The 16,966-nt window shown below is 31.9% G+C and carries 14 protein-coding genes and 1 pseudogene; 12 read left to right on the top strand and 3 right to left on the bottom strand.

Features of this window, described 5'->3' with window-relative positions:
* The first annotated feature begins 12 nt into the window (after window positions 1–12).
* Together T473_RS0103400 and dapG are read left to right on the top strand one after the other, a co-directional pair.
* Window positions 13–258, top strand: coding sequence for a YlmC/YmxH family sporulation protein (locus T473_RS0103400; RefSeq protein ID WP_024620639.1), 246 nt, complete (start codon window positions 13–15; stop codon window positions 256–258).
* Between the two features lie 9 nt (window positions 259–267).
* A complete protein-coding gene (gene dapG / locus T473_RS0103395) occupies window positions 268–1,482 on the top strand; it encodes an aspartate kinase (RefSeq protein ID WP_024620638.1) in 1,215 nt (404 codons plus the stop codon).
* A 120-nt stretch (window positions 1,483–1,602) separates the two neighbouring features.
* On the opposite strand, the gene T473_RS0103390 is transcribed toward dapG, so the two are convergent.
* Complete coding sequence (locus T473_RS0103390; protein WP_024620637.1) at window positions 1,603–1,869, bottom strand: hypothetical protein; 267 nt, start codon at window positions 1,867–1,869, stop codon at window positions 1,603–1,605.
* 113 nt (window positions 1,870–1,982) lie between these two features.
* Window positions 1,983–2,630 carry a TetR/AcrR family transcriptional regulator gene (locus T473_RS0103385; protein WP_024620636.1) on the bottom strand — a complete coding sequence of 216 codons (648 nt, stop codon included), beginning with the start codon at window positions 2,628–2,630 and terminating at the stop codon, window positions 1,983–1,985.
* A 149-nt stretch (window positions 2,631–2,779) separates the two neighbouring features.
* On the opposite strand from T473_RS0103385, the gene T473_RS0103380 reads away from it, so the two are divergent.
* From T473_RS0103380 to T473_RS19975, 8 genes and pseudogenes are all read left to right on the top strand, one after another.
* Window positions 2,780–3,490: a ClpP family protease gene (locus T473_RS0103380; RefSeq protein ID WP_024620635.1), complete on the top strand. Its 711-nt coding sequence runs from the start codon at window positions 2,780–2,782 to the stop codon at window positions 3,488–3,490.
* Between the two features lie 151 nt (window positions 3,491–3,641).
* A complete protein-coding gene (locus T473_RS0103375; RefSeq protein WP_024620634.1) occupies window positions 3,642–6,083 on the top strand; it encodes an FtsK/SpoIIIE family DNA translocase in 2,442 nt (813 codons plus the stop codon).
* Window positions 6,084–7,133, top strand: coding sequence for a tRNA 2-selenouridine(34) synthase MnmH (mnmH, locus tag T473_RS0103370; protein WP_024620633.1), 1,050 nt, complete (start codon window positions 6,084–6,086; stop codon window positions 7,131–7,133).
* A 38-nt stretch (window positions 7,134–7,171) separates the two neighbouring features.
* Window positions 7,172–7,714: a CDP-diacylglycerol--glycerol-3-phosphate 3-phosphatidyltransferase gene (gene pgsA, locus T473_RS0103365; RefSeq protein WP_024620632.1), complete on the top strand. Its 543-nt coding sequence runs from the start codon at window positions 7,172–7,174 to the stop codon at window positions 7,712–7,714.
* A 371-nt stretch (window positions 7,715–8,085) separates the two neighbouring features.
* Window positions 8,086–9,150: a recombinase RecA gene (gene recA, locus T473_RS0103360; protein WP_024620631.1), complete on the top strand. Its 1,065-nt coding sequence runs from the start codon at window positions 8,086–8,088 to the stop codon at window positions 9,148–9,150.
* A 221-nt stretch (window positions 9,151–9,371) separates the two neighbouring features.
* Window positions 9,372–10,910, top strand: coding sequence for a ribonuclease Y (rny, locus tag T473_RS0103355; protein WP_024620630.1), 1,539 nt, complete (start codon window positions 9,372–9,374; stop codon window positions 10,908–10,910).
* Window positions 10,911–11,021: 111 nt separating this feature from the next.
* On the top strand, window positions 11,022–12,800 hold the full coding sequence (locus tag T473_RS0103350; RefSeq protein ID WP_024620629.1) for a UvrD-helicase domain-containing protein: 1,779 nt from the start codon (window positions 11,022–11,024) through the stop codon (window positions 12,798–12,800).
* Window positions 12,801–13,031: 231 nt separating this feature from the next.
* Window positions 13,032–13,163 (top strand): annotated as a pseudogene (locus T473_RS19975) (helix-turn-helix transcriptional regulator); the annotation flags it as partial.
* Between the two features lie 191 nt (window positions 13,164–13,354).
* Here the strand turns inward: T473_RS19975 and T473_RS0103340 are convergent.
* Window positions 13,355–14,182 carry an undecaprenyl-diphosphate phosphatase gene (locus tag T473_RS0103340; protein WP_024620628.1) on the bottom strand — a complete coding sequence of 276 codons (828 nt, stop codon included), beginning with the start codon at window positions 14,180–14,182 and terminating at the stop codon, window positions 13,355–13,357.
* Window positions 14,183–14,361: 179 nt separating this feature from the next.
* Between T473_RS0103340 and T473_RS0103335 the strand changes: the two genes are divergently transcribed.
* Window positions 14,362–15,249 carry a tyrosine-type recombinase/integrase gene (locus tag T473_RS0103335; RefSeq protein WP_024620627.1) on the top strand — a complete coding sequence of 296 codons (888 nt, stop codon included), beginning with the start codon at window positions 14,362–14,364 and terminating at the stop codon, window positions 15,247–15,249.
* A gap of 124 nt (window positions 15,250–15,373) precedes the next feature.
* Complete coding sequence (gene purB / locus T473_RS0103330) at window positions 15,374–16,819, top strand: adenylosuccinate lyase (RefSeq protein ID WP_024620626.1); 1,446 nt, start codon at window positions 15,374–15,376, stop codon at window positions 16,817–16,819.
* Window positions 16,820–16,966 lie beyond the last annotated feature (147 nt).

Raw genomic sequence — 16,966 nt, 5'->3', positions numbered from 1 at the left:
GGAGGGGTATTTATGAATTTATCTGAAATAGCGGGTAAAGAAATAGTTAACTTGGTAACTGGCGAGAGATTAGGTATAATAGGAGAGTGCGATCTGATTTTAGACGAGACAACTGGGAGTATTTTAGCTCTTTTAATACCTCAAGAAAGAGGATTTTTTAGTAGAAGAAGAAATGATTTATTTCTTGAAGTTCCGTGGAGAAATGTTAAGAAAATCGGAAACGACATGATAATTATAGAACACGATGGTCATATATAGGAGGACATTATGGAGATTTTGGTGCAGAAATATGGTGGTACATCAGTTGAATCATATGATAAAATGGCAAAAATTTGCCAAATAGTAAAAACTCAAAAAGACAAAGGTTTGGATTTGGTACTGGTTGTATCAGCTATGGGGAGAAAAGGTGCTCCATACGCAACTGATACACTAATAAATCTCTGCAGTGATATAAATCCAAATCCATCAAAGAGAGAGATGGATATTATAATGTCTTGTGGAGAGATGATATCTGGAACAATTCTTGTAAATATGCTTATTGAAAATGGAATAGAAGCTGAATTTCTAACAGGTCAGCAGGCAGGGATTTTAACTACAGATACTTATTCAGATGCTAGAATAAAATACATAAATCCTAGTAGAATAAAACAAGCTCTTAAACAAGATAAGGTTGTAGTTATTGCAGGATTCCAAGGAGTTACAGATGAAGGTGAGATTACTACACTTGGAAGAGGTGGAAGCGACACTTCGGCTGTTGCTATAGGAAAGGCACTTGAATGTGATACTGTAGAAATCTACACAGATGTAGATGGTATAATGACTGCAGATCCGAGGATAGAGCCTGAGGCTAAGATATTAGACTTTATAGATTATGAAGAAGTTTTCCAAATGGCAGATAAAGGAGCGAAAGTTATACATCCAAGAGCAGTTCAACTTGCTAAGAGTGGAAATATAACGCTAGCCATTAAAAATGCCATGAATCCAACTTACAAAGGAACTAAGATTGGATATATGAATAGCTACACTTTAAATGATGATGCGTACGAAGAAGAAAATGAACTTAAAGTAGCAGTAGCTCATAAAGATAATATTGCACAGGTTAGAATTAAAACTGAGGAAGACAAGTTTACAGAGATACTAGATGAGATAGTAAATAAACATATAAGTATAGATATGATAAACTTCTTTATAAAGGAAAAGACTTTTGTAATAGATGAAGTAAATATCGAGGAATTAAAGGTTGTGCTTGATAGTTTTGACCTTGATTATGAGATAATAAGAGACTGTGCTAAGGTAACGCTTATAGGTTCTAAGATAGTTGCAGTTCCTGGAATAATGTCTAAAATAGTGAGAGGTTTATCTAAAGATGGAATTTCTCTACTTCAGACATCTGATTCTCATATGACTATTTCGTGCTTAGTAAACAGAGAAGATATGAAAAAAGCAGTTCATGCAATTCACCATGAGTTTTATATAAAATAAAATACTTTTAGAAAGAATATAAAAATGGATTGAGTATTCGATTATTTATAATATATTAAAGTTGTAGATTTAATATATGTATTATATAGTCGATTACTCAATCCATTTTGTATAAGCTCTTTATTTATTCTGAGCTATAAAATTTGAAACTATTGTAGATACACCCGCTATACAGCTACCAGAGCCCAATAATGCCTTACCCTTAACTATTTCGATAGCTCCAACCACGATCATGATAACACCAAGAGTTTTACCCACATTACAGCCTATTCTATTGATCTGATCTGTTGGAGAAGTTAAAATATTAACCTTGTTAAAAGATTTTTCTAATGCCTTTTGAGATATGTCTTTTGTTTTATCTATTAAGTTTTTGTTATAATTTTTCATTTTGCCTCCGTTGTATATTTATTATACCAACCGTTGGTATGTATAAAAGAAAAATATATTCTTTTCATAAAATTATAGTTTTACAAAAAGAATAATTGAAAATTGATTAATTTTTAAAAAGCATTCATATTTTTATAGGCATTAACGAATATATCGATTATTTCATCAGTTATTATATCAGCACCAAGTTGTTTCATTAGGTTTTGTAGTACGATTAACCTCTGTTTTGTTTCTACAATGGATCGTTTATATATAATTGGATTTATCCAAATATTAATAAGAAGCATAAAAACTTCACTACATTCAAGAGGATACTCGGTTTTAATTGAGCCATCTTCTGTCCCTTCTATAAATAACTTAGAAATAATCTGAGCGTCATCAATAACAGAAGCTTGAATACCAGCAACTACAAATTGAGGATTTTTTATTTGAGATGATAAAATGCTATCAATTGAATGGTTCTCCTTATCTTTTGAAATTTCTAGTATGATCTTTTTTAACTTTTCTTTTGCATTTTCTGCTTTTGTATTTACAATCAATCTATTTAGAAGTTCTTTCGCGTAACTAGAACGCCTCTCTATAATCGCATTTAATATATCTTCTTTTGATTTAAAGTGATGATATATAGCGCCTTTTGACATCTTTAACTCATTTAAAATATCTTGTATAGTAGTTTTTTCGTAGCCGTTTTTATTAAATAGAGAAGTAGATATAGACAATATCTGCTCTACAGTTTGCTCTGGATATTTATTTCTTGCCATAGCTTTATAATGCCTCCTTTATACCAACCGTTGGTATGTTTAATTTAACATTCTAATTAAATAATGTCAATAGATATATTTTTTAGTAGATATATTTAGCGATTTTGGTAAAACTAAGTTAAATATATTTATTGATAGGAGCATTTATTATGGAGAATTATAAGAATAATTTTAATGAAGATGAATCCGAGGATACTTTCGGAGATGAAGATTTGGAGAATATAAAGGAACTTGGTAGGCCAAATGGAATCCCAGAAACAAGTAGAGATATAGAGTGCATTACTATAATCGGAGAAATAGAGGGGCATTATATGAACAACCCTCAAAAAAAAGCTACAAAATATGAACATCTAATCCCACTTCTGTATGCAGTTGAAGAGAGTGATGAAACAAAGGGGGTTCTTGTTATATTAAATACCATGGGTGGAGATATCGAAGCTGGACTTGCGATTGCAGAGTTAATAAACAGTTTATCAAAAAAAGTTGTATCGCTCGTACTAGGAGGAAGCCACAGCATAGGTGTCCCGTTAGCTACAGCTGGGGATTACTCTTTTATTGCGCCAACAGCAACTATGGTAATTCATCCAGTTAGGACAACAGGTCTAGTAATAGGTGTAAATGAGACCTTTGAGTATTTTAAAAAGATGCAGGAGAGAATCACACAATTTATCACAAGAACTTCAAATATAAAGAAAGAGGATATAGAAGGACTTATGCATTCTAGAGATGAACTCGTTAGCGATGTAGGAAGTGTACTAATTGGAAAAGAAGCAGTAGAGTATGGATTAATTGATGAGGTCGGTGGGCTTAAAGACGCAATAAATAAACTAAGAGAATTAATAAATGAAGAAGAGGTTTAAAGATTACTAATTTGTAACGAAATCAAATAAGTTTGTTTATTTTAGATACTTTATGCTATAATTATGTAAGCAAAACTGAGGTGTTAGTGTTTAAACATTAGCACTTTTTGTTTTTAAGTCTTAAACATGTAAAAATGGGGAGTGATTTTTTATGGCCACTAACACTAAGAAGAAAAAGAAAAAAAAGAAAGGCAGTAAGTTAGGCTTTAATTCTGAATACCATAATCTGATTACAATATTTATAGGAATTTTTCTTTTATATAGTTTAAATTCTAATACGAACGGATGGCTGCCATCAGTGATGCAGAGTCTATTTAAAGGTCTATTTGGTGGGCTTTCTATAGTAATTCCTCTTTTATTTATCCTTACAGGGATATTGGGATTTTTCGATGGCAACGAATACATATACAGATTTAGAAAGACTAAACTATACTATGTAGCAATATTGTTTATATTCGTATTTTATGGTTTATTAAATGTGCGAAGTCTTCCAGTGGATAGTCCACTTAAGGCTAGCATGATAAGCGATGTTATGGATATGGGTGTAAAGGGCACAGGTTGTGGACTTATTTCAAGTACAATTTCATTTTATATGACTAAAGTATTTGGCATATTTGGTGCATGGCTTATAAGTTTATTTATGCTTATATTAGCAGTTTTATTTATCTTCAATATATCTATAAAAGATATGATAAATGGACTTAAATTTATGTCAAACAATCCAGAAACTAGTAAGATTAGCTTTAAAGAAAAAATGGCTAGTATGAAAAAGTCAGCCGTAAATATTATGACAGATGAAGTTGATGATGCTACTGTTCCTCAAAAGACAGGTTTTTTCAAGAAGAAGTTTTCTAAAAACAAAGATAAAGAAGGAACAACTGTAGATGATAGTGATGTAGTAGATGATGATTTAGAAGACAATGTAGATGATAAAACTATTAAGATTGTTGGATTTAATAAGGCAGAAGATGAATACCTTGAAATATTAGAGGGAACAGCAAGTATGCCAGAATTAGATGTACTCAAAGAATTGCAAAAAGCTGGGGATAAACCAGCCAAAGTTGAAGAGAAAAATAATGCAACAGCTGCTGATTTAAATAAAACAAGAAAAAGTAACAGTACTGATGATATTAAGATCTTTGATGCAACTCAACCTATGGGAGTTGAAAAAACAAATTATGATGATTACAAAAAGCCTAGCGTAGATCTTTTAAACAAGGCTCCTAAAAAAGCAGATGAAAACGGCAAGAAGAAAGTATTAAAAAATGCTGCCCTGCTTGAAAAGACGCTTGCTGATTTCGGAGTAGAAGCCAAAATCAATCAAGTAACTGTTGGACCTACAATAACTAGATACGAAATACAGCCAAGTCCTGGTGTAAAAGTTAGCAAGATAGTTAACCTGACAGATGATATAGCTCTTAGCTTAGCTGCAAAGAGTATAAGAATAGAAGCTCCTATACCTGGAAAAAGCGCAATAGGAATAGAAGTTCCAAATGAAGAGGCTCAAATGGTAACTGCTAGAGAGATACTAGAGAGTGATGAATTTAATAACTTCAATTCTCCATTAGCAATGGGTCTTGGTAAAGATGTTGCAGGAAATATAATAATTGGAGATATAGGAAAGATGCCTCACCTTCTTATAGCTGGTTCTACTGGATCAGGTAAGAGTGTGTGCGTAAATACGCTAATAAGTAGTATACTTTACAAGGCAAATCCTGATGAAGTAAAACTTCTTTTAATAGATCCAAAAGTTGTTGAACTTGCAAACTACAACGGTATACCACATTTACTCATACCAGTTGTAACTGATCCAAAGAAAGCTGCAAATGCTCTTAACTGGGCGGTAGTAGAGATGAATAGAAGATACAAGCTATTTGCAGAAAACCAAGTTAAAGATATAGGCGGATACAATGAGAAGGTAGTAGATGATAAACTACCTAAGATAGTAATAATAATTGATGAGCTTGCAGATTTAATGATGGCGAGTGCAAATGATGTTGAGGATTATATATGTAGATTAGCTCAGATGGCAAGAGCCGCTGGAATGCATTTAATTGTAGCTACTCAAAGACCATCAGTAGATGTAATCACAGGTGTAATCAAAGCAAATATACCATCTAGAATAGCTTTTGCTGTTTCATCGCAGACAGATTCAAGAACTATACTAGATACAGGTGGAGCTGAAAAACTTCTAGGAAAGGGAGATATGCTATTCTACCCGTTAGGTGCAGCAAAACCGGTAAGACTTCAAGGTGCATTTATATCTGAAGGCGAATCTGAGAGAGTTATAGATTTCGTTAAAGATCAAGTTAAAGACGAAGTACAGTATGAAGAAGACATAATTGAGACAATTTCTAAGGTCACTACTTCTAAAATAGATGATGAAGATGAGTTTCTACATGAGGCTATAGAACTTGTAGTAGATAGCGGTCAAGCATCAGCGTCTATGTTACAGAGAAGGTTTAAAATAGGATTCAACAGAGCTGCTAGACTTATAGACTCAATGGAAGAAAGAGGAATAGTCGGTCAAAGTGAAGGAAGCAAACCTAGAAAAGTATTAATAAGTAAAGAGGATTTAGAAGGTGAAAATTAGATGACAGTAGAGATCGAAGAAGCTCTAAACTTAGAAAAAGTAATTTTTGTAGATGTAAGAACGGAAAGCGAGTATGAGGAAGACCATATATTAAATGCTATAAACATGCCTCTATTTATGGACAATGAGCACAAAGAAGTAGGTACTATATACAAGATGCTTGGGAAACATGAAGCTATACAGAAAGGCTTTGATTACGTATCATATAAACTTAAAGATATGTACTTAGAGCTTTCTAAGCTTGCAAATGAATACGATAATATGGTTGTTTACTGTGCAAGAGGTGGAATGAGGAGCGGAAGTATTACCAATGTCATATCATCTCTAGGCGTAAATGTCTACCAACTAGAAGGTGGATACAAGTCTTACAGAAACCTCGTTTTAGATTATTTTAAGACTGCTATGGAGAAAAAGAAACTTGTATCAGTACATGGACTTACAGGTGTAGGTAAAACGGATTTACTTCATATGTTGGAAGAAAAAAATATAGACGTACTAGATCTTGAAGGAATAGCTAGAAATAGCGGATCTATTTTTGGATTTATAACGTTTGATGAGAAATCTCCATCCCAAAAGTTATTTGAGACAGAGATATTTGAAAAACTATATTTTTCAAAAAAAGATTTTATTTTTGTTGAAAGTGAAAGTAAGCGTGTAGGTCATAACTCTGTACCAAACGAGGTATATGAGTCTATGATAGGCGATTGTCAACATATAATACTTGAAGTCAGCCTAAAAAACAGGGTAGATAGGTTGTGTAGAGATTATATTTATTCTAAAAATGAGGATAATATAGATGATCTTAAAGAGTGCATAAACAAATTTAGAAAAAGACTAAGCAATAAAGTAGTAGATGAGTACATTGAACTTTTAGAGACTAAAAAATATGAAGAAGTAGTAGAGAGGTATTTACTTGAATACTACGATCCGCTTTACACGCACTCTATAGAAAAGTATGAATACGACGAAGTTATAAATTTTGATGATGAATCTAAAGCTTTAGATAAAGTATTAGATTACTACAATCGATTAATTGTTAAAGATAATTAGAATTTAAGATATTATTGTAAATTTGAGGAGATGTTTATATGAACTTACCCAATAAGTTGACCTTATTTAGAATCTTATTGATACCAGTATTAGTATTATTAATTCTATTAGAAGTTCCAAATAGATTCCTTATATCATGTGTTATATTTATAATTGCATCTATTACAGATGCTCTAGACGGTTATATAGCCAGAAGAGATAACTTAATAACCGATTTTGGAAAATTTATGGACCCACTTGCTGATAAGCTGTTGGTTATTTCGGTTCTTATATGTATGGTTGAAGTAGATCTTGTAAGCAGCTGGATGGTCATTATAATAGTTGCAAGAGAGCTTACAGTAAGTATACTAAGAGCTATTGCTGCTGCTGATGGAAAAGTTATAGCAGCTGGAGGAAGTGGGAAGCTGAAGACGATAACGCAGATGGTTTCTATAGTGGTATTATTTTTAGGAGCGCATTTTTACAATGCCTATTTGCTTAATTTTGGTACAGGTCTAATACTTATAGCTACACTTCTTACTCTTTATTCTGGATGGGAGTATCTACACAAGAATAAAGAACTATTTATGGAGAGCAAATAGTAGTTTTAAAAATAGAAATTAAAAATATTTAGATACAATAGTTAAGAATTGATAGGTATGTAATTGGATACAATATATTAAGTGTATGGTTAAGCAGTAGCTAGAGCCAATGCTTGGGATATTTACATTCGATTTCATGCCTATTTTCTATTTATATATTGATTGTGTTGTACTAAGATTTTTATTTTCTGGAAAGAATTTTTATGTTTAATGAAGGGCAAAAATGTTAATAAATAAGATAGGGAAAATAAAAAATAAAAAATTAGGAGTAATGTGTTTTTTAAATTGACTCTATTAATATTATGATATATAATTAATGTACAACAAAGAACAAATGTTTGATTTTATATATATGAAGGGATGGTATTGAGATGAGCGTTGATCAAGAAAAATTAAAAGCCTTAAACGAGGCACTGGGGAAAATTGAAAAAGACTTTGGAAAAGGATCTGTAATGAAACTTGGAGAAGCTACTTCTATGTCTATAGATGTAATATCAACAGGAGCATTAGGACTTGATATAGCTGTAGGTATTGGTGGACTTCCAAGGGGAAGAATAGTTGAGATATACGGACCAGAATCATCAGGTAAAACAACTGTTGCACTTCACTGTGTTGCAGAGGCTCAAAGAGCAGGTGGAATTGCAGCATTCATAGATGCAGAGCATGCGCTTGACCCTGTTTATGCAAAGGCGCTTGGCGTTGATGTAGACAACCTTATAATTTCACAACCTGACACTGGAGAGCAGGCACTAGAGATAGCTGAGGCACTTATAAGAAGTGGTGCTATAGATATAATCGTAGTCGATTCAGTTGCAGCTCTTGTTCCAAAAGCAGAGATAGATGGAGACATGGGAGATTCTCACGTAGGTCTACAGGCTAGACTTATGTCACAAGCTCTTAGAAAATTAACTGGATCTATCAAAAAATCTAACTGTGTAGCTATATTTATAAATCAACTTAGAGAAAAAGTTGGAATCATGTTTGGTAACCCCGAGACTACAACAGGTGGTCGTGCTCTTAAGTTCTATTCATCAGTGAGACTTGATGTAAGAAGAATAGACAGTATCAAACAAGGTGATAAAATTGTAGGTAATAGAACTAGAGTAAAAGTTGTTAAAAATAAGGTTGCACCTCCATTTAAACAATCAGAGTTCGACATAATGTATGGAGAAGGTATATCTAAGTCAGGAGATTTACTTGATATAGCTGCAAATGTAGATATAGTTAAGAAATCTGGTTCTTGGTACAATTATGAAGATACAAAACTTGGACAAGGTAGAGAAAATGTTAAAAAATTTTTAGAAGATAATCCAGATTTAACTGAAGAAATAAACAAAAAAGTTAGAGTGTATTATGAGCTAGATGCCACTGATGAAGCAGATGGCGAAGATAAAAAGAAAAAAGCAGAAGTAGAACAAGTTAAAATTGATCAATAGACTTAAGAAGATTATATATAATTAATAAGTAATAAAAGGCATTCCACACTCCTGATTAGCTTGACACAATATAGAAAAGATTATAAAATTAAAAGAGGGTAAAATATATAAATTTAATTAGATAGAACTGTTTGACTATAATTAATGAGGATATTTTTATCATATTTACGACGTTTTGGTATACTAAATGACGTTTTAGTTTAATAACTAATGAAAAGGAGGTGGATGTCATAGAGATTGTAATAGGTATTATATGTGCAATTATTGGTATTTTAGCAGGATATATTGTTAGAAAAAACGTATCTGAAGCAAAAGTTGGCCAAGCTGAAAACTTAGCTATAGAAATAATAGATAAAGCACATCGAGACTCCGAAACGGTACAAAAGGAAAAATTATTAGAAGCAAAAGAAGAGATCCACAAATGGAGATCTGAAGCTGAAAGAGAGAATAAAGAAAGAAGAAGCGAAGTACAAAGATATGAAAAAAGAGTTATACAAAAAGAAGAAGTTTTAGATAAGAAAATACAAGGATTAGAAAACAAAGAATCTAATTTAGCAGAAAAGGTTAAATTAGCAGAGGCAAAAGAAACAGAAATAGAAGAGATTAAAGCACAACAACTATCTAAATTAGAAGGTATTTCAGGTATAACATCTGACAGAGCAAAAGAGATAATCTTGAGCAATGCTGAAAGAGATGTTAGACGTGAAATGTCTATGATGATTAAAGAAGTTGAAACACAAGCAAAAGAAGATGCAGAGAAAAAATCTCGAGAGATTATTGGATATGCAATTCAAAAATGTGCTGCTGATCATGTAGCAGAGACTACAGTTACAGTAGTAAATCTTCCTAATGATGAAATGAAAGGTAGAATAATTGGTAGAGAAGGTAGAAATATAAGAACCTTAGAAACTCTAACTGGTATAGATCTTATAATAGACGATACTCCAGAAGCAGTAATTTTATCAGGATTTGATCCAATAAGAAGAGAAATTGCAAGAATTGCCCTTGAAAAACTTATAGCAGATGGTAGAATCCACCCTGCTAGAATAGAAGAAATGGTAGAAAAAGCTAAAAAAGAAGTCGACAATATCATCAAAGAGTACGGTGAGCAAGCTGCATTTGAGACAGGTGTTCACGGACTTCACCCAGAGCTTATCAGACTTCTTGGTAGACTTAACTACAGAACAAGTTATGGACAAAATGTACTTAAACACTCTATAGAAGTAGCTCATTTAGCTGGTATCATGGCTGCAGAAATAGGTGCAGATGTTAGATTAGCTAAAAGAGCAGGATTAGTTCACGATATAGGTAAGGCTGTTGACCACGAGATGGAGGGTACACACGTAGAAATAGGAATGGATTTACTTAGAAGATATAAAGAATCTAAGGATGTAATTCACGCTATGAGTACACATCACGGTGATTACGAGCCTCAATCAGTTGAAGCTGTTTTAGTAACAGCAGCAGATGCTATATCAGCAGCTAGACCTGGAGCTAGAAGAGAAACTCTAGAAGCTTATATTAAGAGACTAGAAAAACTTGAAGAAATAGCTAGTTCTTACGATGGTGTAGAGAAGTCATATGCAATACAAGCTGGTAGAGAAATAAGAATCATGGTTAAACCAGAAGATGTAAACGATGAGGAATTACACTTACTAGCGAGAGATATGACTAAGAAAATTGAAGAGGAACTTGAGTATCCTGGACAAATAAAAGTAAGCATAATAAGGGAAACTAGAGCAATAGAATATGCTAAATAATTAGAAGTAAAGGCCACAATTAATAGATATCATTCTATTTATTGTGGTTTTTTATATAAAAGCTTGGTTTTAAATGTTATAATTATTTATAACATAAGGAGGTAGTTATAAGTGATTCAATATGTAGATATAAGATCCCAACTAGATGCCCTAAAAATAAAAGAGATTGAAAGAACTTTCTATGAAAAGTTAGACAAAAATACTAAGATTATTCCAAAGGTTACTCCTTTTAAAGGAATAAATACAGACTTGCTGTATATAAAAGACAATAAGCCGTTATTTATAAAATTTGTGGATACTACTGAAGATTTATTTTCAATACTAGAAGAAGAGCTAATAGAAGTAATGGATGAAGAGTTTGGTCTTTTAAAAAATAAAATGAACCTTAACTTTAGAAATATAAGTTACAACTACATTTTCATCATGCCTTATGTAGAGATTGATGATAGTTTTGGTTTTGATGAATTTATAAAAAATCACGTTATAGATAAAAATAAACTTTCAGATATAGTCGGTGGAAAAATATATTTAGATGAATATTTACAAAATGAGAACGATGAAGTGAGTCTAAATTTATATCTGCTAGATGTTTGTTCGGAGTATTATTTGATAAATGATTCTCTGCATCTAAATGAAAACTTTAAAAAAATTTCTTTTTTCAATGATGACTATGAATATACAGCGACAATGATGGAGGAATCTCAGATAAAAGAGGTTATATCTATAAATTATGGAAACTCTTTAATCGAAGGAGCTTCAGGTACTGGTAAGACATCAATAATGCTTTCTAGAGCAATAAAATTGGCGAAAGTATACCCACATCATAATTTTCTGATCTTTACCCACAATAAACAGTCATGCAATGAATTAAGAGAGCTACTTGAGATACTATATAAAGACAATAATAATTTAGAAGTGCATACATTTGGGTCGTTTATTTTTAAACTAGCTAAAAAATACAGTCTGATACTTGACTACGCTATGTTAAAAAATGATTATGAGAAGACATTTAAAAATCTGGTTAAACAAGCAGAAAATATTATAAAAAATAAAAATATGTTCAAAGGTATATTTATAGATGAAGCTGAGTGTTTTGCAGACGATGATATAAGATTTATACAAGAGTTTTTGTACAAGGCTAAATATATCTTCAACATTTACTCGTGTGGATCTTTAAATATTTCGAACAACCTAAATATATTTAAGACTCCGTATGAATATATAGAGTTTGACGAAAATCTTTTTCTTAATTGCAACTACAGACAGACTAAAGAACTTGCGGCGTTTGTAAATAAGTTTGCAGAGAACTCAAACAAATTTATAAGAAATCTAAAGAGCAATGTAGAACACGATATTTTCTACAAAATGGATGCTATAAGGAGTTTGGATAGCTCAGTGGATATAATTAAGGTAAGCGACCTAGATGATCAAATAAGCTCCGTTATTTGGGAAATAGAGTATCTTACAAGCAAATTAGGAATAAAGCATGAAGAAATAGCTGTAATATATCCGTATAACAAGAAAAGACTGAAAAATGGAAATACAATTTACTTTCAGTACATGTTGAAAAAAGCATTTGAATCATCAAGTATACCATATATATATGCTGACGAAAACTTGACTAACCTAAGCAAGAAGATGGGAGTTACGCTATCTAATATATACACAATAAAGAGCTTGGAGTACAAGGCTGTTATTGTATGTGAATTGGAGATGTTGTACAACCAAACTATAGCTGATACGGATCAGGACTATCAAGTTAATGATTTTGTTGGAGATTTAAATAAGATTTATCTTTCTTTGAGCAGGGCTTCCAATTGCCTTAAAATCGTTACGACTTTTAATGAGGATGGTAGTGACCTTGTGAAACTTATAGTGGATTCTAAATAAGGGGAGGTTGAGAAAAGGGATGTTAATGGAGACAGATTTTATATAGGTTCTGAGGTCGGCTGGCTAAGAAGTCTCGCCAGACAACTCCCTCATTACCTATATAAAATCTATCTCCATCAACATCCCTTTTCGCTTCCTTTTGGTATGAGCGAAGTGCGGAAGATCAGGACCAAGATCAAGATCAAGGTGCAAGATTTTATAGAAACTCATTTGTAGGATTCTCTTTCTCTTGAAGATCTTGCTGATGTTGCAGGTTTTTCTAAGTTTCATTTTCATAGAGTTTTCAAGGGAATTGTAAATGAAACACTTGGGATTTTATGTACGGTGAATGGTTATCAAATAGCGGATATCAACCATCTTTGAAGGTCGTTATCAAAAGGGCGAAAATTTAATAAAATCTCGTTTACGACACCTCACTTTATACAGAGAAATGACAACTTTGAGTGGTGGGGAAATATGGAGATGTCCAGCACAGTTACAGACTTTTTCCCAATCTGCGGTGCTAGACATCTGCAAACTTTATATTTTGCCTTATTTACAATTCTTTTACCTCATTATTTTAAAACAAAGAAATAAGCCAAAACAATTATACCTAATACTATACGGTAGTAACCGAATGGTTTGAAGTCGTGTTTTTTGATATAATCCATAAATAATTTTATAACTACTACAGAAACTAGGAATGCAACTACTGATCCGATAAGTAGTACAAGCCATTCAAAGCCTGAAAATGCAAATCCTGCTTTTAAAAGTTTTAATGCACTGGCACCTAACATTGTAGGGATCGCCATAAAGAATGAAAACTCAGCAGCCACAAATCTTGATGTTCCAAGTAAAACAGCACCGATAATTGTAGAACCAGATCTAGATGTTCCTGGTATAAGAGCTAAACATTGAAATATCCCTATCGCAAAAGCTAATTTATATGTAACGTCTTTGAAGCTGTTAAACTTAGGTTTTTTATTTCTGTTTTCTAACATTATCATTATTATACCGTATACTATAAGAGCTATAGCAACTACGGTAGAGTTGAAGAACAATTCATCTATTTTGTCTTCGAATAATACTCCTATTACTCCTGATGGAATTATAGCTATTATTACTTTTATCCATAAATCGATAGTTTCATTTTTCTGTATAGAAGTTTTATCTTTGTCAAATGGATTTAACTTCTTAAAGAATATCAATAATACTGCAAGAATTGAACCGAATTGTATTACAACTAAAAATGTATTTATAAAACTCGCAGAGAAGTTTAGTTTAATAAACTCATCGACTAATATCATATGCCCTGTACTACTTACTGGTAACCACTCTGTTATTCCCTGAACAATACCTAAAACGACAGCTTTAAGTATTTCAATTAAACTGAATCCTTCCAAATTTTACTACCTCCAATACTAATTTTAATCTCTTTTTTAATAGTTATTATATGCTAAGTTTACTAATTTATAATATCATAGGGTTGATAAGTAGACAATAGTAAGTAATTTTCATTTTAAGTATATTTAAGATATGATATAGTAATGTTATACATGAAAGTAATGGTAGGGGTGATTAGATGAACAATGTGAAAATATTAGAAGATTTTGAGTATGAGGTTTTTAATAATTTTTCTGTAAAGATGAGTCCCAATACAAAGTACGATTATTTTTCAAAGCTTGTGCAATTTAAAAAATTTATAGGTGGTAAAAATTTTGTAGATGTAGATAAATACGATTGCGAGAAGTTTATGGAGTTTGTAAAGAAAACTTATGCTAAATCTACTTCAGAAAAAGTATACAGTTATTTACATAGCTATTTCAATTACTTAAATAAAGAGAAGTATATTAAGATTAATCCTTTTAGAAGTATTGAAAAACCGACTGTTACTAGGATTAAAAATAAAGATGATGTATTAAATATAGAGGAAATAAATAATCTTTTAAGTATAGTTCCAAAATTAAAAGTAAGAGATGGCGCTATTATAGTTTGCTTAATAACAACTGGATGCTTGTTAAATGAGCTTGTAAATCTGAAATGGAAAGATATCTATAAAGATCCAGATGGAGAGGTATATATTAAATTAGGAAAGGGAAGAAAAGAGAGATCGATGTTAATTCATCCATATCTTTTATTTACATTAGAAGAGTATAGAGCTTCTTTGGGTCTTGGAGAAAATATAGATAACTGTGATAGTTTTATTTTTACAACTCAAAAGAGCGATTTTATAACTGATAGAAATGTCAGAATTATTGTAAGAAAAGCTCTCGATATGGCTGAATTACCACAGTACTCAGCTAGAGATTTTAGGCATTCATATGCTGCTATAAATTTGATGTTTGGGCTTGATGAAGAGGTCCTAAAAAATAAACTCGGATGGAGCGATAAACACTATGCTCAGAGATACAAGTATGTTTTAAACTTTATGTCTAATGGAAAGGTCGATAACATTATAGAGTTTAGATAGCGATAATTAAAAGAAAAAGTTATAAAATATGAATAAAAGCTTTATAATACTTGTTATTGTTCGTGAAATTTCATATAATTATTATGTTGATATAATTATTTAAATATATTAGGAGGACTTATTAATGGTAGACAATAAATATATTACGTACACAAACCCGTTGACAGATAGATATTGCAGTAAAGATATGAGTTATATATTTTCACCGCAATTTAAATTCTCAACATGGAGAAAATTATGGGTTGCATTATCTGAAGGAGAACATGATTTAGGTTTAAATATAACTGAAGAGCAGCTTGATGAGCTTAGAGAAAATATAGATAATATAAATTTTGATGAAGCTAGAAAAATAGAGAAGGAAGTCAGACACGACGTTATGTCTCACGTTAAAGCTTATGGGTTACAGTGCCCAAAAGCGAAGGGGATAATCCATCTTGGGGCTACTTCAGCTTATGTTGGAGACAATACCGATGTTATTCAGATGACAGAAGGTCTAAGACTTTTAAGAATAAAATTGGCTAATTTAATAAATAACTTAAAGAAATTCTCTTTGAAATATAAAGATGTTCCAACTCTTGGATTTACACATTTCCAAGCGGCACAGTTGACTACTGTAGGAAAGAGAGCTTGTCTTTGGGCACAAGATTTATTGCTTGATTTAGAGGATTTAAACTATAGACTTGATAATATGAAGCTTAGAGGAGTTAAGGGTACTACTGGAACTCAAGCAAGCTTTTTAAGTTTATTCGATGGTGACCACGATAAAGTTAAAGAATTAGATAAAATAGTTTGCGCTAAGATGGGATTTGAATCATCATACGCTGTAAGTGGACAAACTTATACTAGAAAACTTGACTACCAAGTTATAAGTATACTTTCAGGAATTGCACAAAGTATGCACAAGATGACTAATGATATAAGACTTTTACAACATTTAAAAGAATTAGAAGAGCCATTTGAAAAAAATCAAATAGGATCATCAGCTATGGCATATAAGAGAAATCCAATGAGAAGTGAAAGAATATCTTCGCTGAGCAAGTTTATTATATCTGAATCTCTAAGCCCTGCTATGGTTCAATCAACTCAGTGGCTAGAAAGAACACTAGATGATTCTGCAAATAAGAGACTTTCTATACCTCAAGCGTTTATGGCAGCAGATGCAATCTTAGATATAGGTATCAATGTAACTGATGGTATGGTTGTTTATGAAAATATGATAAACAAACATGTAAATGAAGAATTACCTTTTATGGCTACTGAAACAATTCTTATGGAAGCTGTAAAAAGAGGTGGAGATAGACAAGAACTTCATGAAATTATAAGAGAGTACTCAATGAAAGCGGCATATAGAGTTAAGCATGAAGGATTAGATAATAACCTTATTTCTCTAATAGTTGAAGATGATTCATTTAAAATGAGCAAAGAAGAGATATTATCTATAATGGATCCAAAGAACTTTACAGGAAGATCTAGTGAACAAGTAGATGACTTTGTTAAAGATGTAATAGATCCTGCTCTGAAAGACTATGAAGATGAACTTGATAAGGTAGATGTTGATTTACGTGTATAGAAGAGGTCTTACAAAAAGCGGACTTTCAAAGTTCGCTCCATGGCAAAATAATCGGACGATTTTGAAAGTGTTTCAATTGCAGGGACTTCAGTGATTATGGGGAAAGGTCAGTTATATTTATAAGTTTGGTTATTTATCATAATCAAT

The sequence above is a fragment of the Clostridioides mangenotii TR genome (genome assembly GCF_000498755.1).
Lineage (GTDB): Bacteria > Bacillota > Clostridia > Peptostreptococcales > Peptostreptococcaceae > Metaclostridioides > Metaclostridioides mangenotii_A.
Note: the sequence above shows the minus strand (reverse complement) of the source record. Positions and strands in the feature narration are given on the sequence as shown.